This is a genomic window from Caldicellulosiruptor acetigenus (assembly GCF_026914305.1).
Taxonomy (GTDB): domain Bacteria; phylum Bacillota; class Thermoanaerobacteria; order Caldicellulosiruptorales; family Caldicellulosiruptoraceae; genus Caldicellulosiruptor; species Caldicellulosiruptor acetigenus.
In genome coordinates, this window is the sequence record NZ_CP113866.1 from 167,860 (window position 1) to 189,735 (window position 21,876).

20 protein-coding genes are annotated in these 21,876 nt (G+C 34.9%); 10 read left to right on the plus strand and 10 right to left on the minus strand.

Going from position 1 to position 21,876, the window contains the following annotated elements:
* Positions 1–18 precede the first annotated feature (18 nt).
* A complete protein-coding gene (locus OTK01_RS00635; protein WP_013433583.1) occupies positions 19–1,536 on the plus strand; it encodes a xylose ABC transporter ATP-binding protein in 1,518 nt (505 codons plus the stop codon).
* A 2-nt stretch (positions 1,537–1,538) separates the two neighbouring features.
* Positions 1,539–2,660: a sugar ABC transporter permease gene (locus OTK01_RS00640; RefSeq protein WP_029228936.1), complete on the plus strand. Its 1,122-nt coding sequence runs from the start codon at positions 1,539–1,541 to the stop codon at positions 2,658–2,660.
* Positions 2,661–2,702: 42 nt separating this feature from the next.
* On the opposite strand, the gene OTK01_RS00645 is transcribed toward OTK01_RS00640, so the two are convergent.
* The 4 genes from OTK01_RS00645 to OTK01_RS00660 are packed head-to-tail and all read right to left on the minus strand — an operon-like array spanning position 2,703 to position 7,755.
* Positions 2,703–3,746, minus strand: a complete 1,044-nt coding sequence (locus OTK01_RS00645; protein WP_029228937.1) for a sugar ABC transporter substrate-binding protein — start codon at positions 3,744–3,746, stop codon at positions 2,703–2,705.
* A 16-nt stretch (positions 3,747–3,762) separates the two neighbouring features.
* Positions 3,763–5,298 (minus strand): response regulator transcription factor, encoded by a 1,536-nt coding sequence (locus OTK01_RS00650; protein ID WP_029228938.1) that lies wholly within the window; start codon positions 5,296–5,298, stop codon positions 3,763–3,765.
* A gap of 25 nt (positions 5,299–5,323) precedes the next feature.
* Positions 5,324–6,772, minus strand: a complete 1,449-nt coding sequence (locus tag OTK01_RS00655) for a sensor histidine kinase (RefSeq protein WP_232841709.1) — start codon at positions 6,770–6,772, stop codon at positions 5,324–5,326.
* Between the two features lie 17 nt (positions 6,773–6,789).
* The gene (locus tag OTK01_RS00660) at positions 6,790–7,755 is read right to left on the minus strand and encodes a substrate-binding domain-containing protein (protein ID WP_029228940.1); all 966 of its coding nucleotides are present in this window, start codon (positions 7,753–7,755) and stop codon (positions 6,790–6,792) included.
* Positions 7,756–7,986: 231 nt separating this feature from the next.
* On the opposite strand from OTK01_RS00660, the gene OTK01_RS00665 reads away from it, so the two are divergent.
* From OTK01_RS00665 to mglC, 3 genes are all read left to right on the plus strand, one after another.
* Complete coding sequence (locus tag OTK01_RS00665) at positions 7,987–9,054, plus strand: galactose ABC transporter substrate-binding protein (protein WP_029228941.1); 1,068 nt, start codon at positions 7,987–7,989, stop codon at positions 9,052–9,054.
* A 117-nt stretch (positions 9,055–9,171) separates the two neighbouring features.
* Positions 9,172–10,689: a sugar ABC transporter ATP-binding protein gene (locus OTK01_RS00670; RefSeq protein ID WP_029228942.1), complete on the plus strand. Its 1,518-nt coding sequence runs from the start codon at positions 9,172–9,174 to the stop codon at positions 10,687–10,689.
* A 26-nt stretch (positions 10,690–10,715) separates the two neighbouring features.
* Positions 10,716–11,729, plus strand: a complete 1,014-nt coding sequence (gene mglC / locus OTK01_RS00675; RefSeq protein WP_029228943.1) for a galactose/methyl galactoside ABC transporter permease MglC — start codon at positions 10,716–10,718, stop codon at positions 11,727–11,729.
* Positions 11,730–11,841: 112 nt separating this feature from the next.
* Here mglC and OTK01_RS00680 read toward each other — a convergent pair whose 3' ends face one another.
* The 6 genes from OTK01_RS00680 to OTK01_RS00700 are packed head-to-tail and all read right to left on the minus strand — an operon-like array spanning position 11,842 to position 16,469.
* Positions 11,842–13,047, minus strand: a complete 1,206-nt coding sequence (locus OTK01_RS00680) for an ABC transporter permease (RefSeq protein WP_029228944.1) — start codon at positions 13,045–13,047, stop codon at positions 11,842–11,844.
* Positions 13,044–13,769 carry an ABC transporter ATP-binding protein gene (locus OTK01_RS00685; RefSeq protein ID WP_029228945.1) on the minus strand — a complete coding sequence of 242 codons (726 nt, stop codon included), beginning with the start codon at positions 13,767–13,769 and terminating at the stop codon, positions 13,044–13,046. Before OTK01_RS00685 ends, OTK01_RS00680 begins: the two co-directional genes overlap by 4 nt.
* A 49-nt stretch (positions 13,770–13,818) precedes the next feature.
* A complete protein-coding gene (locus OTK01_RS00690) occupies positions 13,819–14,520 on the minus strand; it encodes a hypothetical protein (protein WP_029228946.1) in 702 nt (233 codons plus the stop codon).
* 24 nt (positions 14,521–14,544) lie between these two features.
* A complete protein-coding gene (locus OTK01_RS13300) occupies positions 14,545–15,240 on the minus strand; it encodes an ABC transporter permease (RefSeq protein ID WP_084694645.1) in 696 nt (231 codons plus the stop codon).
* Complete coding sequence (locus tag OTK01_RS00695; RefSeq protein ID WP_029228948.1) at positions 15,209–16,084, minus strand: ABC transporter ATP-binding protein; 876 nt, start codon at positions 16,082–16,084, stop codon at positions 15,209–15,211. The genes OTK01_RS13300 and OTK01_RS00695 overlap by 32 nt, the downstream gene beginning before the upstream one ends.
* Position 16,085: 1 nt before the next feature.
* Positions 16,086–16,469, minus strand: a complete 384-nt coding sequence (locus OTK01_RS00700; protein ID WP_029228949.1) for a GntR family transcriptional regulator — start codon at positions 16,467–16,469, stop codon at positions 16,086–16,088.
* A 470-nt stretch (positions 16,470–16,939) separates the two neighbouring features.
* On the opposite strand from OTK01_RS00700, the gene OTK01_RS00705 reads away from it, so the two are divergent.
* The 5 genes from OTK01_RS00705 to xylB all read left to right on the plus strand — a co-directional run bounded on the left by OTK01_RS00705 (position 16,940) and on the right by xylB (position 21,868).
* Positions 16,940–17,371: a nucleoside deaminase gene (locus OTK01_RS00705; protein WP_029228950.1), complete on the plus strand. Its 432-nt coding sequence runs from the start codon at positions 16,940–16,942 to the stop codon at positions 17,369–17,371.
* A gap of 163 nt (positions 17,372–17,534) precedes the next feature.
* Positions 17,535–17,987 carry an ATP-binding protein gene (locus tag OTK01_RS00710; RefSeq protein WP_029228951.1) on the plus strand — a complete coding sequence of 151 codons (453 nt, stop codon included), beginning with the start codon at positions 17,535–17,537 and terminating at the stop codon, positions 17,985–17,987.
* Positions 17,988–18,173: 186 nt separating this feature from the next.
* Entirely contained in the window at positions 18,174–19,379 is a 1,206-nt protein-coding gene (locus OTK01_RS00715; protein ID WP_029228952.1) for a pectinesterase family protein, read from the plus strand.
* Between the two features lie 180 nt (positions 19,380–19,559).
* Entirely contained in the window at positions 19,560–20,321 is a 762-nt protein-coding gene (locus OTK01_RS00720; RefSeq protein ID WP_029228953.1) for a DeoR/GlpR family DNA-binding transcription regulator, read from the plus strand.
* A gap of 53 nt (positions 20,322–20,374) precedes the next feature.
* Positions 20,375–21,868, plus strand: coding sequence for a xylulokinase (gene xylB / locus OTK01_RS00725; RefSeq protein WP_029228954.1), 1,494 nt, complete (start codon positions 20,375–20,377; stop codon positions 21,866–21,868).
* The last annotated feature ends 8 nt before the right edge of the window (positions 21,869–21,876 follow it).

The window sequence follows — 21,876 nt, forward strand, 5'->3', positions numbered from 1 at the left end:
GTGAAGGTGGTTTTTGAAATGAGCGAATATATTCTTGAAATGGTTCACATAACAAAAGAATTTCCAGGTGTCAAGGCATTAGATGATGTAACTTTTAGAGTGAAAAAAGGAGAAATTCACGCCCTTGTTGGTGAAAATGGTGCAGGCAAATCAACGCTTATGAAGATTTTGAGCGGGGTTTATCCGCATGGCACATACAGCGGTGATATCTTTATAGAAGGAAAAAAACAGCACTTTAGAAACATTAAAGACAGTGAGCATGCGGGAGTAGCTATAATATACCAGGAGCTTACGCTTGTCAAAGGAATGACTGTTGGCGAAAACATTTTTCTTGGAAGAGAGCCGGTTGTGAACGGAATTATAAACTGGAATAAGGTTTATGCTGATTCGAAAAAGCTTTTTGAAAAGCTAAATATAGAAATAGATGTGTATGAAAAAGTAGAGAATTTAGGAATAGGTCAGCAGCAGATGGTTGAGATAGCAAAGGCAATTTCAAAAGACAGTAAGATTTTAATTCTTGACGAACCTACAGCAGCTTTAACAGAAAGCGAAACCAGACAGCTTTTCAGAATCTTGAAAGATTTAAAAAACCACGGTGTTACATGCATATATATCTCTCACAGATTGGAAGAAATTTTTGAAATTGCAGACACAGTAACAGTTTTAAGAGACGGCAAAACAATATCAACAGATCCAATATCAGCTTTGACAGAGGATGAGATAATAAAAAGAATGGTTGGTCGTGAACTTACTCAAAGATATCCGAAAGTCCCTCACAGAGCAAAAAGAACAATTATGGAAGTTAGAAATTTTTCTGTATATGACAAAGACAATCCTGAAAAGAAGATAATTGACAATGTAAGTTTTGAGATAAAAGAGGGCGAGATATTAGGTGTATCAGGGCTTATGGGAGCTGGAAGAACAGAGCTGTTTATGAGCATATTTGGAGCATATCCTGGCAGAAAAGAAGGAGAGATTTGGCTTGAAGGCAAAAAAATTAACATAGATAATCCCCGACAGGCAATTGAATATGGAATATGTTATCTATCTGAAGACAGAAAACGATATGGGCTTGTGCTCATGATGGATATTAAAGACAACATCCTCCTACCAAATTACCAAAAGTTTGCAAATGGAGGTATCATAAATATACCAAAGTCACTCAGCACTGCTTTAGATTATGTAGGGAAACTGAGGATAAAAATAGCTTCGCCTTTTCAAAGGGTTGAAAACCTAAGCGGTGGTAACCAGCAGAAGGTTATTATTGCAAAATGGCTTTTGGCAAATCCTAAAATCTTGATTTTGGATGAACCAACAAGAGGTATTGACGTTGGCGCAAAATATGAGATTTATAATCTGATGAACCAGTTTGTAGAACAGGGCGTGGGTATTGTAATGATTTCTTCAGAACTACCAGAGATTTTGGGTATGAGCGACAGGATTCTTGTTATGCAAAAAGGCAGAATTGCCGGGCAGCTTCTTGCAGATGAAGCAACACAAGAAAAGATAATGACTTTGGCAACAGGAGGAAGGTAAGGATGAATTGGAAAAAGAATTTGAGGACATATACTCTTATAATTGCCATTCTTCTTATATGGACAATATTCACAATATTAACCGATGGAAACTTTTTGACTCCGCGAAATCTTTCAATGCTTGCAAGACAGATGGCAATTACAGCGCTTGTTGCAATCGGAATGGTATTTGTAATTGTTGCAGGGCACATTGACCTTTCAGTAGGTTCTGTTGTTGGTTTTACAGGCGCAATTGCTGGTGTGCTTCAGGTGTGGAATGGTTGGTCAACTCCTGCTACAGTCATTGCAGTTTTGATAATTGGTATTTTAATTGGAATATGGCAAGGATATTGGGTTGCATACAGAGGTGTTCCAGCGTTTATTGTTACTTTGGCGGGAATGCTTGTGTTCAGAGGTGGAGTACTCTTAGCAAGCAGAGGTATTACAATCTCACCTTTTAAAGAGAGTTTTACTTTTATTGGGCAAGGGTATCTTAACAAAGCATTGAGTGTGGTATTTGGTGCCGTACTGATAGTAGGATATTTACTGCTGACAATCAGTCAGAGAAATAGAAGAAAAAAATACAATTTAGAGGTTCTGCCGATAGGATTGGAAGTAGCAAAAGCAGCCGTTGTAATTGCATTGATTGCAGCATTTACAGGTGTCATGATAAGCTATGAGGGTATTTCAATTCCGGTTCTTATATTAGTGATATTTACAATACTGCTGACTTTTGTTTCACAGAACACAACTTTTGGTAAGTATGTCTATGCGATAGGTGGAAACAAAGAAGCTGCAAAACTTTCAGGTATTAACATAAAGAATGTTACAATGAAGATATTTATTCTGATGGGATTTTTATCAGCACTTGCAGGGATTGTGCTTACATCGAGACTTGACGCTGCAACATCCGGTGCAGGAACGAACATGGAACTTGATGCTATTGCGGCAGCAATCCTCGGTGGAACAAGTACCTTGGGTGGTGAAGGAACAGTACCAGGTGCTATAATCGGTGCTTTAATTATGGCAAGTATCGACAATGGCATGAGCCTTTTGAACTTAGAGTATTCTTATCAGCTGATTGTAAAAGGTCTTGTACTTGTCTTTGCAGTATGGCTTGATATTATGTCAAGAAAGAAAGCGTAAAAAAAAGAGGCTGTCCAAAAAAGCTTTGTGGGGCAGCCTTTTTTATTTGCCAAAAATCTCTTCATATGAGTGATAGCCTTCCTCTATTATTAACTTCATGTTTCTATTTGTAACAGCAATCGGTTCGACCAAATACGCTGGAACCATTTTGTAACCATTATTAATGAAGTTTTTTGAAGAAGGCAGTTTTTCTTTTTTAATAAGCTTTTCAGAAATTTCTATTGCAAGCTCAGAAAGCTTTCTAATTGGTTTGTATACTGTCATGAGCTGATATCCATTTACAATCCTTCTGCAAGCACTAAGCTCAGCGTCCTGCCCAACAACCGGAATTTTCCCTGCAAGCCTTTTTTCAGCCAGAGCAGAAATAGCTCCTTCTGCTAAAGAGTCATTTTGTGCCAAAATTGCATCAATACGCTTTCCTGCCTGAAGCAGCTTTGCCACATATTCATATGCATACTCTTTTTTCCATTTGTAACAATAGTCTTCAAGAAGGATATTGATTTTACCTAAGTTTATATATGGAGTCAAGATTTTTCTATATCCCTCTTTTATTTGGTGGGTATTATAATCCTTTGGATTTCCTAGAATAAAAACATAGTTGCCGGAAGGTGATTGTTTTAGTAAGTATTTTGCCATAATTTCGCCAATCTTTTGATTGTTAAATCCTACATAGGCATCTATGTTTGCATCTAAAGCTATTCGGTCGTAACATATGACAGGGATGTTTTTCTGGTTTGCAAGTTCAATTGCATTTTTTGCAGAGTCATAACTGCTGGGAACTATAATAAGCAAGTTTATACCTTTTGAAATAAGATATTTAACCTGTTGATATTGGGTCATATCATTTTCGTTTGCGTTGGTCCACTCTACTTCAAAACCTTTCTCTTTTGCAGCATCAATGAGATATTTTCTGTCAAAAAACCATCTTTCTTCTTTTAGTGTGCTCATTGCAAATCCAATTTTAAACGGTCGATTGAAATTGTTCTTTTTTAAAAAGTGAATATAAGCAAACAAAAAGATGGCAATAGATGTCAATACAATAGCTAATCCTATTATGATTACTTTAAAATTTAATATCTTTTTCATTACTGTTTCCTCACCTTTATTTATTTCTGTTATTTCTAACCGAAGCAGGTGTAAAACCAGTGTATTTTTTAAATGCTTTGATGAAATAATTAGGGTCATCAAATCCAATTTCGTATGCTATTTCTTTTATTAGCATATCTGTTTGTGTCAAAAGTTTTTGTGCGTGCTCTATTTTCAGTTTTATTAGGTATTCTTTAAAGTTTATACCAACTGATTTTTTAAAGATTTTACTAAAGTAATAAGGACTGATATTTAATACTTGGCTCATCTCTTCTAAAGAGATATTTCTTTTAAAATTGTTTTTAATGTATTCAAGAGCTTGTGAAACTATATTGCTTGAGCTGTATGTTTTCTTTTGTATTGCTGCTTCGCTGATAATTATTTGGATTATTTCAAATGATTTTTGGATTATCTCCATTTCATTGTCAATTGAAATAATATCTTTTAAAAATTTTTCCATTGCGTATATGACTTTTGCATTTTCTTTAATGTTAATTTCAATTAATAACTGGATGACAAACAAAATTATCTTGTATCGCGCTTGGTTAATTCCATATGCCAAAATATATTTTTTTATAAGCTCTGAAATCTGCTGCTGTTTTTGAATAATATTGGTGGTCTTTAAAAGTGAATTTAGCAATCTTTTTTCCAATATTTCAAGCTCCACATATAAATCTGTTGTTTCTTGGTTATCTTCAGAGATTATATTACTGTAACTTTCATAAAATGCTTCTTCAAAATCATCGTAAAGATTACATAAGTTGCTCAAACCTATTTGTATTTCGGTATCTGTTTTAGATTTGATTGTCTTTTTTAACTTATCTTTTAAAACTTCTTTGTAAGTCTCACTTTCGGCTGAAAATATACATAAAAGAGAGCTTGGCGATAAAAAAGATACAATGCATTTGTTTGAGAAAGCTGATTTAATTTCAGTTTTAAGTTCACTTAAAATGTCTATATTATTTAACGAATTTTCCTGCTCTACCTTCAAAATTGCAACAATACCATACTGAAGGTTTTGAATATCAAGGAACTGTTCTAATTGTTTTAAGTTAAAATCAAAAAATAGTTTGTTGTTCAAGATAAAAAACAAAAACCCATTTTCTATTAAAGCTTGCATAGCTTTAATTTTTTTTTTCCTCTCCATTTCTTCTTTTTGCTTAGACAAAATGTTGTCAATCTCTTCAAAAGCTTTTTTGGTAACATTAACAATGTCTGATACCAAGTAGGGTTTTAGTATATAAGAAAAAGCGCCAAGTTCAACCGATTTTCTTGCATATTCAAATTTGTCATGGGCTGAGATAATAATGAAAAGAGGAAAAGGTTCTTTTTTTACTTTTCGGATTTCTTCCATTACTTCTATTCCGCTCATGTCTGGCATTTGTATGTCTATGAAAACTACATGATAATTTTCAAACATCAACTTTTGCAGTGCTTCTTCTCCGTCATAAGCTTCGTCAATGGTCATCTGTTCTGAAAAGTTCTTTTTTAATATGTGCGAAATTGATTCAATTACGATAGACTCGTCGTCACATATAAGAATCTTTTTCATTTTTTTCAGCTCCTCTTTATGATAATTAGTTTATATAAGGAATAGTAATTGTCACTGTTGTTCCTATGCCTCTCTTTGACTCAATAAAAATAGGCTCTTTTATTCCAAAGAAAAACTCAAGCCTTTTTGTGATGTTTTCAATACCGATACCTGTAGAAGTCTTAGAAACAAAAGACTTTTTGGTAATTTCTGCCAAAACCTCAGGGTCTATACCGCTACCATTGTCTATAATTTGGATTTTCACATAGCTGGTGTAATATCTTTTAGCAATAATTTTAATGGTTCCTTCTCTCTTCTTTGCAAATCCATGAACAATGGAATTTTCAACTATAGGCTGAAGTATCATACTTGGTATTTTTGCATCTTCAATCTCTTTTTCAATATCAATTTCAAGATTAATTTTGTTTCTAAATCTTATATTATGAATAAATATATAATTCTTCACATTTTCAACCTCTTCGCTCAGTGTTACAAGCTTATTGATGTTTTGAACACAGTATCTAAGATAATTAGAAGTTTTTATAAGCATATCATAAGTTTTATCCGCATTTTCTAACATTGCCATTTGAGCAAGTGTGTTTAATGTATTGAACAAAAAATGTGGATTTATCTGAGCTTGAAGCGATTTTAGTTCTGCCTCTTGCAATGCTTGTTGATACTTTACCATTTCTATTTCTTTCATTGCAAGTTCCTTTTCAAGCTCAGCCTTATCTTCAAGTTTTTTCAGCATATCTTTGATGTTTTCAAGCATGTCACTAAAAGAATTATTTAAAATCCCTAGCTCGTCTGCAGGTTCAACTTTTGGGATTGAAAAATTTAATTCTCCTTTTGCTACTTTGTTTGAGTATTTTGCAAGTTTTGATATTGGATCTGTTAACTCTTTTGTGAAAAGAAGGCTAACTATTATTGAAAGTATAAACCACAGTGCTATCACCACATAGTTTGTATTTGTAATCTTTCGAATGGAGCTTTTTAAACTGTTATAATACTCAACGCTATGATTTATTTTACTTTGAGTAAATTTCTGTAGAAAATAATTTGCATAATCTAAGCTTTCTATTGTGTCTGAAAGCTTTTTTGTGTAATCTTTTCCTTGCTTTTTGTAAAGTATAACCATGTCAATATCATTATTTATTGTTTTATATATGTTGGTAATACTTCTTTTATAAACAATTTCATCTTCACTCTGGCAAGTAAGTTGGTTTAGTTCATAAGATATAGAATTTAAACTGTCGTAAACGTTTAAGATTGAATCTGAATCTCCAGAAATAACATAAGATTGAATACTTCTACTTATTGTTCCAAAGTTATTTGTTATCGTATTAATACTTTCAATGTTATGATAAGTCTTATCAAAGTAGTTGTGAAGAAAATTAACATTGAGCTGAATTAATAGGTTTATTGCGATTGTTGTAAGGATGAAGGTTAAAATAAAGAATATAAGCTTTGCCTTGTATGTTTTGAATGATAGCATCATTTTCATCACCCAACCTATTTAACAATTATAGATATAGGAATAAATTGGCTCTTAGAAGATAACTTTTCAAAGTCTTTCATAATTAAAATAGACCTGATAGCAAGTTCATCGTAATTTGGCATAACAAGCCTGTCAATAAGTCCTTCATCTCTGTATCTTAAAAGTCGTGAATCATCTCCTGCTCCGATAAAGATAAAATTTGAGTCTTTTGGAGATTTGACAAAACTATCGATAAATGCAAAAGTCTCAAGCTCTTCAGTTGTATAATAACAATTGTATTGCTGAGCAGCTATTATGTTATTTAAAAGTTTTTCTGACTCAGCATTTCCATATTCAATTGAAAATAAATCTACAGAAAATTCTATTCCTTTTTCTTTTAAATAGCTTTTTATACCTTCAACTTCACTATTGCCTGATAAACTCTTGTTGATTGTATTTGTTATGACTGCAATTTTGAGTCTATCTAAATTTTTTTGTTTTGCTACAATTTCAATGTTACTTGCAACAAGCCTACCTTTTTGAAAATAGTCAAAACCCAGCGTTGTGTCAAAAAAATCTTTAAGGTTGCTGTTGAGAATAGATATCACTTTAATTTTTTGTAGTTTTAACTGGTCGATTAAAGATTTAATTTCACTGCTGTGAAACAAATCGCAAAGTATGACAAAATCAAACTTTGAAAAAAGAGCCAATTTTAAGCCAAAAACCTCCTCTTGTTCAGATTCATAGAAGATGGTTTCTGATAAAACCTTTTGTGCCTGAGCGAACTGTTCAAACTCACCCAAAAATTCTTTCCAGTACATTTCATTTTTAGGTAATATAACAGCGCAGTTTATATAATTATTTTGCGAAAAGTTATTTAAATTGCCCATTTTACGAATGACTAAAAAGTCACTTGCTGATAGCCACACCAAAATGAGCAGAAGCAAGAGAGAAACTGTTATTATTAAGTATTTCAATATGAAATTTTTTGTTGAGGACATTTTTTTACACACTCCTTTAAAACTATTTTAACATCTGAAGTTATCAAGTTAAACTCCAATATACAGCAAAAAATTGACCACAAAAAATTGCAGTAAATTTTTTATTTCATTTGTTCAAAAACTTAAAAACTTGACAAAAAAGTTTAGTGATTTGCTATTAATTTTGATTTAAATTTGATAGTGTAATCAAAATTTATATAAAAACTAAATAACATGAGGAGGTTTTGGTAAATGTTCAACAAAAAGAAATTTTGGGTGGTTTTAGTATCAATGGTTTTGATTATTTCACTTGTTCTTGTTGGTTGTGGTAAAAAGAGCACAAGCGACAGTTCAAATGGAACATCAGTAGAAAACAAGCCCTATATTGGTGTTGCTATCTACAAGTTTGATGACACATTTATGACGGGTGTAAGAAATGCAATTGCAAAAGAAGGACAGGACAAAGCAAAACTTGACTTTGTTGATTGCCAGAACTCTCAGTCAACTCAAAATGATAAGATTGACCTGTTCATCACAAAGAAAGTCGACGCTCTTGCAATCAACCCTGTTGATAGAACAGCAGCAGGTGTTTTGATCGACAAGGCAAAACAGGCAAATATTCCAGTTGTATTTTTCAACAGGGAGCCACTTCCAGAAGATATGAAGAAATGGGACAAGGTTTACTATGTTGGCGCTAAAGCTGAGCAATCTGGAACTTTACAAGGAGAAATCATGGCAGAGTATTGGAAATCACATCCGGAAGCTGACAAAAACCACAACGGAATTATGGAATATGTTATGATCACAGGTGAGCCTGGGCATCAGGATGCAATCTTGAGAACAGAGTATTCAATCAAAGCTGTTGAGGCAGCAGGTATCAAGACAAAAGCTTTAGCTCAAGACACAGCTATGTGGGACAGGGTAAAAGGCCAGGAAAAGATGCAGGCATTCTTGGCATCATTTGGCGATAGGATTGAAGCTGTATTCTGTAACAACGACGACATGGCACTTGGTGCGATTGAGGCATTAAAAGCTGCAGGGTATTTCAAGGATGGCAAATACATTCCAGTTGTGGGTGTTGACGCAACAACTCCAGGTCTTCAGGCGCTTGAGGAAGGAACACTTTTAGGTACTGTTTTGAACGACGCAAAGGCTCAAGGAAAAGCTACGTTCAATTTGGCATATGTTCTTGCAAAGGGAGAAAAGCCAACAAAAGAGAATGTTGGGTTTGACATAACAGATGGAAAATATATTTGGGTTCCGTATCAAAAGGTTACAAAAGACAATTTAGAAGAGATGAAGAAATACGTAAATGAGTAAAGATTTATAAGGCACATTTCGCCACCTTGTCAAGAAAGTTCAAATATATCTGATGACAAGGTGGCGCTAATTTTGATTTTTCATAGCTGTAAAATTTGTTCAAGAGGTGCAATTGCAATGGCAAAGACAGAGTATATTTTGGAGATGAATGGTATTACAAAGGAGTTTCCGGGAGTTAAAGCTCTTGATAATGTCACTGTAAAAATAAAAAGAGGAACAGTTCATGCTCTTTTAGGCGAAAATGGTGCGGGGAAATCGACGTTAATGAAGTGTTTGTTCGGAATTTATAGGCCTGACAGTGGCGAGATAATTTTAGATGGTCAACATGTTCACATAAACAGTCCAATTGACGCTATAAAGCTTGGGATTTCAATGATTCACCAAGAACTTCAGCCAGTCAATCAACGCAATGTGATGGAAAACATCTGGCTGGGAAGATTTCCACGTGTGAACTTAGGTCCGTTTAAATTTGTCAACCATAAAAAAATGTATGAAGATACTAAAAACCTTTTACGAAGACTTGAGATTGATGTAGATCCAAAGGAGATTGTTGGGCAGCTTTCTGTGTCAAAGGTTCAGCTAATTGAGATTGCAAAAGCTGTTTCCTACAATTCAAAGGTAATTGTGATGGATGAGCCTACTTCTTCTTTGACAGAAAATGAGGTTGAACATTTGTTTAAGATAATAAGAGATTTGAAAGCAAAGGGAGTTTCGATAATTTATATATCTCATAAACTGGAAGAGATTTTTGAAATAGCTGATGAAGTTACAATTATGAGAGATGGTAAAGTTGTAGGCTCGTGGACTATATCAGAACTTACACCTGATATGATGATTGCAAACATGGTTGGAAGACAGATGTCAGACAGATTTCCACAAAAAACAAATAGACCCTCTGAGGTTATCTTGAGGGTTGAAAATTTAACTTCTGTTGACCCAAAGTCGTTCAAAAATGTGTCATTTGAACTAAGAAAAGGTGAGATTTTAGGAATTGGAGGGCTTGTAGGGGCTCAAAGAACAGAGCTGATAGAAGCTATTTTTGGATTGAGAAGTATTAAAGAAGGCAAAATTTTTATCAAAGGTAAGGAAGTTGTTATCAAAAATCCTCAGGATGCTATAAAAAACAAGATAGCACTGCTCACAGAAGATAGGAAACTAACTGGAATTATTCCAGAATTAAATATATTAGAAAATACCACTCTTGCAAGTCTTAAAAAATACTTAAATGGTTTCAGACTTTTAAATGACAAAAAAAGGCTTCTTGATACGCAGAACTTTATAGATATATTGAGAATAAAAACATCATCATACAAAACTCAGATAAAGAATCTTTCAGGTGGTAACCAGCAAAAGGTATTGATTGCTCGCTGGCTTTTGACAGAGCCTGAAATACTACTTTTGGATGAACCAACGCGCGGAATTGATGTTGGTGCAAAGTTTGAGATTTATAACCTTATAAATCAGCTTGCGACAGAAGGCAAGAGCATTATCATGATTTCCTCTGAGATGCCAGAACTTTTAGGAATGTCTGACAGAATTCTTGTGATGTGTGAAGGAAGAGTTTCTGGTATTTTAGAAAGAAATGAGGCAACAGAAGAAGAGATTATGAAACTTGCAACTAAGTTTTCAGCATAAAATTTTTTAAGGGGGTCATTTTTAAAATGTCATTTGTAAAGAGAGCAAGACAGATATTATCTCAAAACGCAATCTATTTTATTTTACTTGCCTTGATAATAGTTATAGCATTTATCAGTCCAGACTTTCTTTCATGGAGATGTTTTAGAGACATACTTTTGCAGTCATCAACAAGAGCAATCATTGCGCTTGGCATGAGTCTTGTTTTGATTACTGGCGGGGTTGATTTGTCAGCAGGAAGAGCTGTTGGACTTGCAGCAGTTGTTTCTGCTTCAATGCTTCAAACTGCTGACTATGCAAGAAGATTTTTCCCTGAGCTTCCTCAGCTTCCACTTATTGTTCCAATTTTAATAGCTATGGCTATAACATTATTATTCGGTATCATAAATGGTGTTGCAATCTCTCGTTTAAATTTACCACCATTTATAGCAACATTAGGTTCGATGGTTATCATATATGGTGCTAACTCTTTGTACTTTAACATGCCACCTAACAATTCACAGCCAATAGGTGGACTGAGACCTGACTTTACTAACTTAGGAACAGGTTATATTGGAATTTCAGGTGAGTATTCAATTCCATATATTTTAATAATCGCTCTAATAGTTGCTTTGGTGGTTTGGGTGTTGCTGAATAAAACAGCGCTTGGGAAGAGCATCTATGCAGTTGGTGGAAATGTAAATGCAGCAAGGGTTTCTGGAATAAATGTGTCAAAAGTTTTGATTTTTGTATATGCATTTGCAGGACTTTTGTACGGGCTTGCAGGTGTATTGGAGGCTGCAAGAACAGGTGGCGCAACAAATAACTATGGTAATATGTATGAGCTTGATGCTATTGCAGCTTGCGTTGTTGGTGGTGTTTCAACAACAGGTGGAATTGGAACTGTTCCAGGCGTGCTTGCCGGTGTTTTGATTTTTGGAGTTATAAATTATGGTCTTACATTCATTGGAGTTGACCCTTATTGGCAGCTTATTATAAAAGGTCTTATTATTGGTGTTGCAGTTGCTCTTGATATAAGAAAGTATCTTGCAAAGAGATAAAAAGCTTTGAGTTTTTGTTTGACCTTTTAATCTTATACTTGCCAAAAAATATACTAGAAGAGATTTTTTTGAGGGCTTGCACAAAAGGGATGTGTGCAAGCCCTTTGTTGCTTTAATTCCTAAATAGCACCTTTTCATTTTCAAACATTCTTGCTGCAAACTTAATTGAGATTATAATGTAAACCAATGAAGAAATTATAAAAAGTCCCAGATGCTCAAGATTGACAATATCGTAAATAAGTTCTTTTAATACAGAGATAGCATTTACAAGCGGAAGGACAAAATAGGTGTTTGTAAGTTCATTTGGCATCTTGTACATTGTTAAGTATGGCGGAATTACAACTATTATACTTATTGGTGAAAGATAAGTTTGCCCTTCTTTAAATGAGCGTGCATATGCGGCTATTGCCACTTCAATTGCTGCAAAAATTATTGCTGTCAAGATTACAACTAATAGCATTATCAAAACTGTAATTGGTGATACTGAGTACCCTGAAAAAGGAGTATTTTTAAATCCTTCACCTAAAGCTGTTGGCAAAAGAACAAACGAAACAATAACACCTATTAGTGAAGAAAGTCCTGCCAAAAGCGCCATGATACTTACTGCCAAATATTTTCCTGTAACAATTGATGTCCTTGTTGCAGCTGTTGTCAAAAGAGGCTCTAGAGTTCCTCTTTCTTTTTCGCCGGCTGTGATGTCAATTGCAGCGTTCATTCCACCAAGTGCTGCCCACAGCGTCAGAAACATAGGAATTAAAAATGCCAAAAATGTTGCTGATTGTTTTTTTGGTGGTGCAACGTTTTCTTTTTTTATGACAATTGGCTCAATAATTGACGGGTCTAAGTTTTTTGAAACAAGCCTCTGTTTTACTATCTGTTTTGAATATTCATTTATCATATTGCTAAGTATATTTCCGACATTTGACGACTTCATATCTGCTTCGTTTGTTAAAATCTGAATGCTTGTCTGTTTCTCCTGCAAAAGAGAATTTTCGAAGTCTTTTGGAATTACCAAAATGGCTTTGATTTTTCCATCCTGAAGCTGCTTTTTTGGATTATCAACATCAACAATTTGAAACTCTGATTTTTCAAGCATTAACACTATTTGTTTAGAATTTTCTTTGCCAATAACGCAGATATGTGTTTTCTCTGGCTTTACTTCATATGCCGATTTTGCTGCAACTGAGGCTATAATAAATATTACAGGAATAAATAGCATTGGCAAAATTATGTTTACCAGCAGGGCTTTTCTATCTCTAAAAGCATCTTTGAGTTCTTTTTTAAGAACAATCCAAACGTGCTTAAAATTTATGTTCATCTTTCCTCACCTACCAATCTTAAGAATATATCTTCGAAAGAAGCTCCAGAAAATCTTTGCTTGATTTCTTCAATTGTTCCGATAGCAATAAGTTTTCCTTTGTGAATAATTGCAACCCTGTCACAAAGCTTTTCAACCTCGCTCATTGAATGGCTTGAAAATATGATTGTTCTTCCTTCCTGTTTACATAGTCTTATAAAGTCATGTACCTCTTTTGCGGAAGACACATCCAAAGAGTTTGTTGGCTCATCGAATAGCATCACTTCTGGATTGTGAATGATAGAGCGCACAAAACACACCTTTTGTTTCATTCCTTTTGAGAATGTTCCTGCAGGTCTGTCAATGTACTCTTGCATACCAAACTTTTGAGAAAGTTCATCAATTCTCTTTTTAAGTTCACCTTTGTCCATATCATGCAAAAGTCCAAAATATTCAATGTTCTCTCGTGCAGTCAGCCTTGCATAAAGCCCGCTTTCACTTCCAAAGAGGATTCCAATTTTTCGCCTTACCTTTTCGGGTTCTTTTGTGATGTCAAGCCCTGAGATGATGGCTGTTCCAGATGTGGGCTTGAGCATTGTTGCAAGCATTCTGAGGGTTGTTGTCTTGCCAGCACCGTTTTCACCAAGGATTCCAAAAATTTCACCTTTTTCAATTCTAAATGACAGCCTGTCAACAGCCAAAACCTTTCCAAAGTCTTTGGTAAGCTCAATCAGCTCTACCATTTTTACATCCTCCTGTGGTTTTGTTTTTTCTCAAAAAAAGATTTGCACATCAAAATTCACGCCTGTAAATTATCTTCAAGTTTACAAGGAGCGAAATGCAAAGCAGTAATATCGAGATAAACAAAAATGGAATTGATACCATAGAATCATTATACAGATTTGTAAAGAAGCTTGCAACTTTTTTATCGTCGGCTGTAGCGGAAAACAGGGGAACATAAAGGGAGATAAATACAAGGACATTTGTGACGGTTGCCAATATCAAAGTGAGTGTTCTGTTACGTATAAGAGAGATTACGGCCATCAGTAGACAGTAGATAGAAAATAGAAAAAGTGTTGTTGCAAGTGGAGATATAAAAAGAGGGTAGATATTGTACTGTTGAGAGATACCTAATAGCCATTTTAAAATCCCAAAAACAACGTTAAAACCGGCAATGTACATTATAATCACAGCTACATCGTGCAGAAAATCCCAGATTACAATTGATGACTTTTTAGTGGGAAGTAGAACTAAAAAAGGTAAATATGAATTTGCCCTTGCTCGGTTTGCTATGGTGCTTCCTTCGTCGCTGTAATAGAAAATGAGTTTATTTAGGCTCACAATGGTGGTTACAAGCGAAAAAGCATATCCGAGTGATACAGGTTTTATTTGCTGATGTAATAAGGCATAGAAGACTGCAAATGCTAAAGCAAAGAAAATAAATACTACCATCATAACTTTTGTACCTTTCACATATACAAAATATTCTTTCATTTTTTTCATCCCCTCAAAAGATTTTTAGAATTCCTTTTTAAGCAGTAATTTGTAAGTAGTAAAAAAAGATAAAATGAGGATTAAAAGAGTGTAGACAATTGATATAACTATGTTTTTTATTAAAAGTGAATTATAGAAGAATGTATGACCTTTAATGCTTGGTTCTAAGTTCAAGCTGAAAATTAGTATTGTTCCCATTAGTGCTATAATCAAAAAATAAGTAAACGTTACAGAAATGTAAACATATACATTATGCCTGTTTTTACCACTCATCCAAATAAATAGAGGTTGAATTGCTATTACCGTATTAATACAAATAAATAGATATTCTAAAACTTCATCAATAAACTGATTCATATTTAACGAACTTTTGTGAAACAACAAAAAAGTAACCAATGAGAATGTCAAAATGGGGATGGTAACTATAATAATGTATCTAATAAATTGATTAATAACAATATTGATTTTCTTTACTGGTAACAACATCAATAAATATAATTCGTTTTGATAATAATCTTTGCCATAAAAATCTGATATCAATAATGAAACAAAAATGCCAGTCCAAATAGAATTAAAAAACTTATGAACAATTCTATTAATATCAGAGTTTTTTTCTAAAGCAAATAAAATTAAACTCATATATAAAATATATATTGAAAGGACAATGAAAAACCATAAGATATTTCTTCTATACAACTTCCAGTACTTCATCATTCTCATCCCTTCTCACGAGCATAACATAGAACTTTTCAATGGAGGGCTTTTCAACCACAAATTCATCTTGAAAAATCTTAACATCTTTTTTGCGGCACAGTGCCTCAAAAGAAAGTGTGCTTTTCTTCAAAGATAAAACTGCACTTTTTGGAATTTTGTCATATTCATTTGCTGCTCCCTTCACTATGCAGTAATCATCTTGAATACTTTCACGCGATGAGCTGAATACAATCTTGCCTCCATCAATAATTGTTACAAAATCAGCAACATTTTCAATGTCAGACACGATGTGTGTTGAGTAAAAGACAGCTTTTTCTTCTGATTGAACAAACTCCTGCAAAATCTCAACAAACTGGTTCCTTGCAACAGGGTCAAGCCCAGATGTTGGCTCATCTAAAATCAAAAGGTCTGGTCTGTGGGATAAAGCTAAGGCAATTGAAAACTTCATTACTGTTCCTTTCGACAGCTGGGCAATTCTTTTGTTCTGGTCAATTTCAAAAAGGTCGCAAAGTTTTTTGTAGAGCTTGTTATCCCATGTTTTGTAAAATGCCTTCATTATTTCTTTTACCTCTTTTGGTTTTAGATACCCTGGCACAATTGGATTTTCCAGAACCACCCCAAGCTTTTGTTTGATTTGTACTTCGTCACAGTTAAAAGGCTTTTCAAAGATTAAAACTTCCCCACTTTCTTTTTTGACAAGGTCAAGAATGCACTTTATCAAAGTTGTCTTGCCAGCACCGTTTCTCCCCAATAGCGCCATTATATAGCCACTTTCTAAAGTAAGCTCTTGTATTTCGAGCTTAAAGTTTTTGTATGTCTTTGTAAGATTTCTGACATACAGGGCAATCATCTTAGGCTTCATCTCCTTTATAAAGTTTTTCAATCATATCAATCAATTTTTTTAGTTCAATTCTCAAAAGCTTTGCTTTCCTGACAACTTTTTGCAAGTCCTCTTCAATCTCTTTTGCGCCAAGGTTAGAAATTTTTTCTTTATCAATCTCAGCAACAAATGTTCCTCTTGCCGGCACTGTAACAATAAAACCTTCTTTTTCAAGCTCTTCATATGCTCTTTTAGTTGTTATGACACTGACATTTAGCTCTTTTGCCAAAACTCTGATTGATGGTAAAGCTTCTCCTGCCTTAAGACTTCCCTCTATTATCTGTTTCTTTATTTGATTTTTGATTTGTTCATATATAGGCTGGTTTGACGTTTGCGAAATCACAAGCTTTAACACATTTTCCTTTCCCCTTTTGCATACTGTATATATACAGTATATACAGTTATGATTGGGTTGTCAATACTATTTCAAGTCATCATTAGACATTCCCTCTTCGCCCCCCTTCTAATTTCATCCAAACCCAATTGCACTTTCACAGTAATTTGTTTTTGTTGAAGGAAATTAACTGGTAGGTTAAAATATAGTCGTAACATGCTAAGGAGGGTTTCTATTTTTGAACACATTTTTATGAACTATGAGGAATGTAAATAGTAAACCAGCAAGATGCCTTTGGGTTGTGTTTTAAGTTTTATCTGAACTATATAAGGAATGTAAACGAGAAATAGATATCAAATTTTATAAAATGTGTTCAAGTTTCATCTGATCTATAGATGGAGATGCAATTAAACATTCAAAAGACAGTTTTTGATGACAAAAAAGTTCAAAAAAATTTGTTAAAAATTGATAAAGAAAAAGGTGATAAGTTGATGTATATATATAATGTGATGAAAACTCTGATAGAGTATGCAAGTCGTTCAAATGACATCCCAGTTGCGGCGGCTGTTGTAAAGGATGGAAGAATTATTAGTATCAAAAGAAATGACAGTAAAAAAGCCATTTACCACGCAGAGATTCTTGCCATAATTGACGCCACATCAAAGCTTTCTACAAAGGACCTGAGAAGCTGCGAGATGTTTGTGACAAAAGAGCCATGCCCGATGTGTATGAGTGCAATAGTTTTGAGTAAAGTAAAAAGGCTTTATTTTGGTGCAAGAGATTTCAAAATGGGTGCTGCTGAGTCTTGCTTTAATCTTTCACAACATCCTTTTTTAAATCATAAGGTAGAAGTGATAGGAGGAATATGTGAAGATGAGTGCAGACTTCTTTTAAAAAGGTTCTTTGAAGAAAAGCGAAGATAAGCTTTCTAAATAGGTAAGTTTTAATACTTGGATGTGTAAAGCAGAAGATTTGAGGGTATATATCAAGTAGAAGAGATTTTTCGGGCACAAAAGAGGTATTGATTGTGGTATTTTTGTAGGATGGATATTATAAAAAATTGGGAAAGAAGGTTGCGTGGAGGAGATGGAGAACAAATTTTTACAGCTTGTGTTTACAAGTAATCTCCAGCTTGTCAAAGTAGCAGAAAAAGAGATTCTATCATTTTTAATGAGGGAAGCTAATATATCAGCAGATGAGCTTTTGGAGTTCAAGCTCATAGTAAATGAACTTCTAATAAATGCTGTTGTCCATGGCAATAAAGAAGACAGTTCAAAGTCTGTAAAAGTAAAGGTTGGAATAGTAGACAGAAAGCTTAGCTACATTGTCGTGGAGGACGAAGGAGAAGGATTTGATATTGATAGGGTGTTTAAAGAATACACCCCATACGATGAAAAGGACGAGATAGAAGATTTATATGAGTTTGGTCGAGGACTTATGATAGTTGCTTCTCTGTGTGAAAGGGTCAAGCAGAACCAAAAAGGGAATAAGATTGTGGCTGTAAGAAGGCTCAAAAAAGAAGAAGATTATTATGTTTGAAAATAACATTAAGTTTGGATGCAAGACTGTCAAAATATGCGACAGTCTTTTTTATTTTGTGCACTTTTTTAGAAATTTTAAAGAAGCTAAATAAAAGTCTCTTTTCCTTAATTTTTTGACCTTGAAAAACCTAAAAGAAAAATCATAGAATCTAAAGAAATAAAAAATACTGAGGTGAGAAAGGCAATGTTTTCTTTAAAGAGCTACCTTCCCGATGCTACTTTGTCAAAGTATGTGAAAGTTTTAGTGCATGCAAATGAAAATATTTTTGTGAAGATATCTCTTGGCAAAGAACAACTAATAGAAAGATTTCTCAGAGAAGATGAGATTTTGGACGCGGTTGTTGAACTGAATGAAGGAAGAAACGACTTGCAGATTGAAGGTGAAAATCTTGATGGTTGCAAGTATGTTATGAACAAAAGCATAAGATATCTGGAAAAACCATTTGCAATAGTTGACCAAAACTATGCGGGGTGCGACAAAGATGTTGTAAGCGGTATAGTTTTTTGCAAAAGTTTAAAAAGCTTGACCGAAATCCTTAAAAAAGAAAACTCTTCATATAAAGCTGTGTTTATAAGAAATGGAATTTACAGAGAAAAAGTAAATATTGATTCGTCAAGGGTAATGCTAATTGGTGAGGACAAAAACAAAACCATTGTGACTTATTCGTTGGCAGCAGGACTTCCCGCAGAAAATGGAGGAATTTTAGCTACTTCAAACACTGCTACCTTTACAATATCTGGAGAGGATTTTGTTGTTGAAAATATCACATTTGAAAATGGTTTTGATAGAAATGTTCCGATTGAGCACAGACAGGCTGTTGCAGTGAAAGCGTTGGCTGACAGGTTAATGTTTTTCAACTGCATTTTTAAAAGCACCCAGGATACTCTTTATGCTGATTTTGGAAGACAGTATTATTATAGATGCTACATAGAGGGAGATGTGGACTTCATATTTGGGGCTGCACAAGCCGTTTTCGAAGAATGTGTGATATTTTCGCTTGACAGGGAAGACAGAAAAATAAAAGGATATGTCACCGCAGCAAGTACAAAACCAGATAGCCAGTATGGGTTCTTGTTTATAAGGTGCAAGCTCATATCCAATATAAGAGAAAAAGAATGTGTCTACCTTGGAAGACCATGGCATCCATCTTCTGACCCTCACAGGTGGGTAAATGTTGTGTTCAAAGAGTGCTATTTAGATAGTCACATTCATCCCGATGGCTGGTGCGAGATGCACGGCTTTTGCCCTGAAAATGAGAGATTTTTTGAGTATAAAAATTTTGGTCCAGGTAGCAGCAAACAAAATTCCAAAAGACCTCAACTTGATGAAATAGAAGCTGAGAGGTATACAAGGGAAAATGTTTTGGGAGAGTGGAAAGTAGAAATATAGCGTACACAGTATTAAAAAGTAGGAGCGGGCAGATGCCTGCTTTTTTATTTTCACCTTTAAAATGTTTGACCAATCTTGTGTAATCATTTTGAATTTTGTATTGCAATTCCTCAAAAAATCGAGTAGAATATTAGTAAGCTGACACACAAATCCACATATAAGAATAGGTGATGAAGAGTTATGTTATCAGCAACACGCAGGCAAAAAATTAAAGAGATATTGATGGAGAAAAAGAGTGTGACTGTCACAGAGCTTTGCAACATTTTCAACGTATCTGACGAGACAATCAGAAGAGATTTGAAAAAACTTGAGCAGGAAGGGCTAATTGAGAAAAATTACGGTGGAGCTATTTTAAAAGAAGGGGTTTCTTTAGTTCCGCCAATTTCCCAGCGCTCAAAAGAGTTTATCCAGGAAAAAGAAAGGATTGCGATTGAGGCGATAAACAGAATAAAAGAGGGCATGGTTGTAATTTTGGATACAGGAACAACCACCCAACAAATAGCAAGAAAGCTCAAGAGCTTTCAGCACATAACTGTGATAACCAATGGCATAAATATAGTTAATGAGCTCATAACAAATAACAGTATCAATTTATTTTTAGTTGGGGGCAAAGTAAAAAATTCTAACTTTTCGACAGTTGGACCAGAAGCTCAAAAAGCATTTTTACAGTTTAGTGCTGATATAGCTTTTATAGGAACAAGCGGCATTTCTCTTGAAAAAGGTCTTACAACCTCTGATGTGTTTGAAGCAGAGGTAAAAAGGGCTATGATAGATAGCAGCAAAGAGGTCATAGTTGTTGCAGACAGCAGCAAGTTCAAGAAAAATGCCATGGTTTCGTTTGCAACTCTCAGCAAAGTATCTGAAATTATCACAGCAGGCGAGATAAGCAGTGAGCTTGTGGAAAATTTCAGACAAAAGGGCGTGAAAATAACTGTGGTGTAACTTTTCAAAAAAGCCAAGATGAGATTTTTATGTTGAAAGGAGCAAACCTTAATATGGAAAAGATTCTTACCATAGACATTGGAACAACTGCCTGCAAGGTGATAGTGTTTGATTTGGAAGGTAATATCTTGGCAAAAGCAAACAGAGAGTATCCCACATACACGCCTCAGATTGAGTGGGCAGAACAGGACCCTCTTGATTGGTGGAATGAAGCGGTGGAAGGCATCAAGGAAGTAGCACAAGCAGCAGGGGCAGATGGCATTGTGGCAATTGGACTTTCGTCGCAAAGAGAGACAGTTGTTCCAATTAATAGGCAAGGGAATGTTCTGTCAAGAGCTATTTCGTGGATGGACAGGCGTTCACGGCTTGAAGCAGAAGAAATTTCGCGGGAGTTTGGCAAGAGCACAATACATAAAATAACAGGTTTGATTCCAGACTCGACATTTACAGCAACAAAGCTTTTGTGGCTCAAAAAACATCAGCCAGAGATTTTGCAAAAAGCTCATGTTTTCTTGCAGCCAAAAGAGTTTATTGGGTACATGCTCACAGGCGAGGCTGCAACAGACCATTCGCTGGCAAGCAGAACAATGATGTTTGACATAAACAAAAGACAGTGGTGGGAAGACATATTTGAGTTTGTGGGTGTAAAAACTTCTCAGTTTCCAAGACTTTGCTATGCAGATGAAATCATAGGGTATTTGAAAGAAGATGTTGCAAAAATCTTAGGGCTCAAAAGCGGAATACCTGTTGTAAGCGGTGGTGGGGATAGGCCCTTGGAGGCATTAGGAGCAGGGATTGTAGGAAGCCGTGTTATGGAGTCAACAGGGACTGCCACAAATGTTTCAATGTCGTCAAATAAAGTGCCAGAAAATCTTGACCCAAGGGTTGTGTGTTCCTGCCATGTAATAAGAGACCATTATCTAATTGAGCAGGGTATAACAACAAGCGGCACAATTTTGCGATGGATAAGGGACAACTTTTACAGGGGCGAGAAGGAAAAAGGCGAGAACGTTTATGAGCTGATTGACAATGAGGCAGAAAGTTCAAGCCCCGGTGCAAATGGTGTTGTGCTTTTACCATTTTTCATGGGCAGCCGCGCGACAAGATGGAACCCTGATGCAAAAGGAGTTCTGTTTGGGCTGACGCTGACACATTCAAGAGCTGATGTTGCAAGAGCTGTGCTTGAAGGGATTTCGTATGAAATAAGAGCGTGCATTGAGATTTTAGAGTCTATGGGTCTTAGAGCTGAGAGTATAGTTTCTATGGGGGGTGGCGCAAAGAGCAGAGTATGGAGCAGAATTAAAGCTGATATTTTGGGTAAAAAGGTTGTTGTTGAAAAGGTACAAGAGGCGGCATCAAAAGGAGCAATGCTTCTTGCATCGTATGCAATTGGTGCAAGGAAAAGCTTAATTGAGGAAAAAAGAGAAGTGCTTTTTGAGTACCAGCCAGACAGCAAAAACCATGAGATTTATAACAGAGTGTATGAAATATACAACCAGCTTTACAGTTCAGTTTCCAGCCTTTATCCAAAACTTTCTCAATATTGATGGTTAGG

Excerpts from the sequence above, each read along its gene's own strand:
- OTK01_RS00650 (WP_029228938.1), bottom strand. The coding sequence starts at position 5,298 with ATGAAAAAGATTCTTATATGTGACGACGAGTCTATCGTAATTGAATCA.
- OTK01_RS00690 (WP_029228946.1), bottom strand. The coding sequence starts at position 14,520 with ATGAAAGAATATTTTGTATATGTGAAAGGTACAAAAGTTATGATGGTA.
- OTK01_RS00705 (WP_029228950.1), top strand. The coding sequence starts at position 16,940 with ATGTATATATATAATGTGATGAAAACTCTGATAGAGTATGCAAGTCGT.
- OTK01_RS00635 (WP_013433583.1), top strand. The coding sequence starts at position 19 with ATGAGCGAATATATTCTTGAAATGGTTCACATAACAAAAGAATTTCCA.
- OTK01_RS00680 (WP_029228944.1), bottom strand. The coding sequence starts at position 13,047 with ATGAACATAAATTTTAAGCACGTTTGGATTGTTCTTAAAAAAGAACTC.
- OTK01_RS13300 (WP_084694645.1), bottom strand. The coding sequence starts at position 15,240 with ATGAGAATGATGAAGTACTGGAAGTTGTATAGAAGAAATATCTTATGG.
- OTK01_RS00710 (WP_029228951.1), top strand. The coding sequence starts at position 17,535 with ATGGAGAACAAATTTTTACAGCTTGTGTTTACAAGTAATCTCCAGCTT.
- OTK01_RS00645 (WP_029228937.1), bottom strand. The coding sequence starts at position 3,746 with ATGAAAAAGATATTAAATTTTAAAGTAATCATAATAGGATTAGCTATT.
- xylB (WP_029228954.1), top strand. The coding sequence starts at position 20,375 with ATGGAAAAGATTCTTACCATAGACATTGGAACAACTGCCTGCAAGGTG.
- OTK01_RS00685 (WP_029228945.1), bottom strand. The coding sequence starts at position 13,769 with ATGGTAGAGCTGATTGAGCTTACCAAAGACTTTGGAAAGGTTTTGGCT.
- OTK01_RS00720 (WP_029228953.1), top strand. The coding sequence starts at position 19,560 with ATGTTATCAGCAACACGCAGGCAAAAAATTAAAGAGATATTGATGGAG.
- OTK01_RS00715 (WP_029228952.1), top strand. The coding sequence starts at position 18,174 with ATGTTTTCTTTAAAGAGCTACCTTCCCGATGCTACTTTGTCAAAGTAT.
- OTK01_RS00655 (WP_232841709.1), bottom strand. The coding sequence starts at position 6,772 with ATGCTATCATTCAAAACATACAAGGCAAAGCTTATATTCTTTATTTTA.
- OTK01_RS00695 (WP_029228948.1), bottom strand. The coding sequence starts at position 16,084 with ATGATTGCCCTGTATGTCAGAAATCTTACAAAGACATACAAAAACTTT.
- OTK01_RS00665 (WP_029228941.1), top strand. The coding sequence starts at position 7,987 with ATGTTCAACAAAAAGAAATTTTGGGTGGTTTTAGTATCAATGGTTTTG.
- OTK01_RS00660 (WP_029228940.1), bottom strand. The coding sequence starts at position 7,755 with ATGTCCTCAACAAAAAATTTCATATTGAAATACTTAATAATAACAGTT.
- mglC (WP_029228943.1), top strand. The coding sequence starts at position 10,716 with ATGTCATTTGTAAAGAGAGCAAGACAGATATTATCTCAAAACGCAATC.
- OTK01_RS00640 (WP_029228936.1), top strand. The coding sequence starts at position 1,539 with ATGAATTGGAAAAAGAATTTGAGGACATATACTCTTATAATTGCCATT.
- OTK01_RS00670 (WP_029228942.1), top strand. The coding sequence starts at position 9,172 with ATGGCAAAGACAGAGTATATTTTGGAGATGAATGGTATTACAAAGGAG.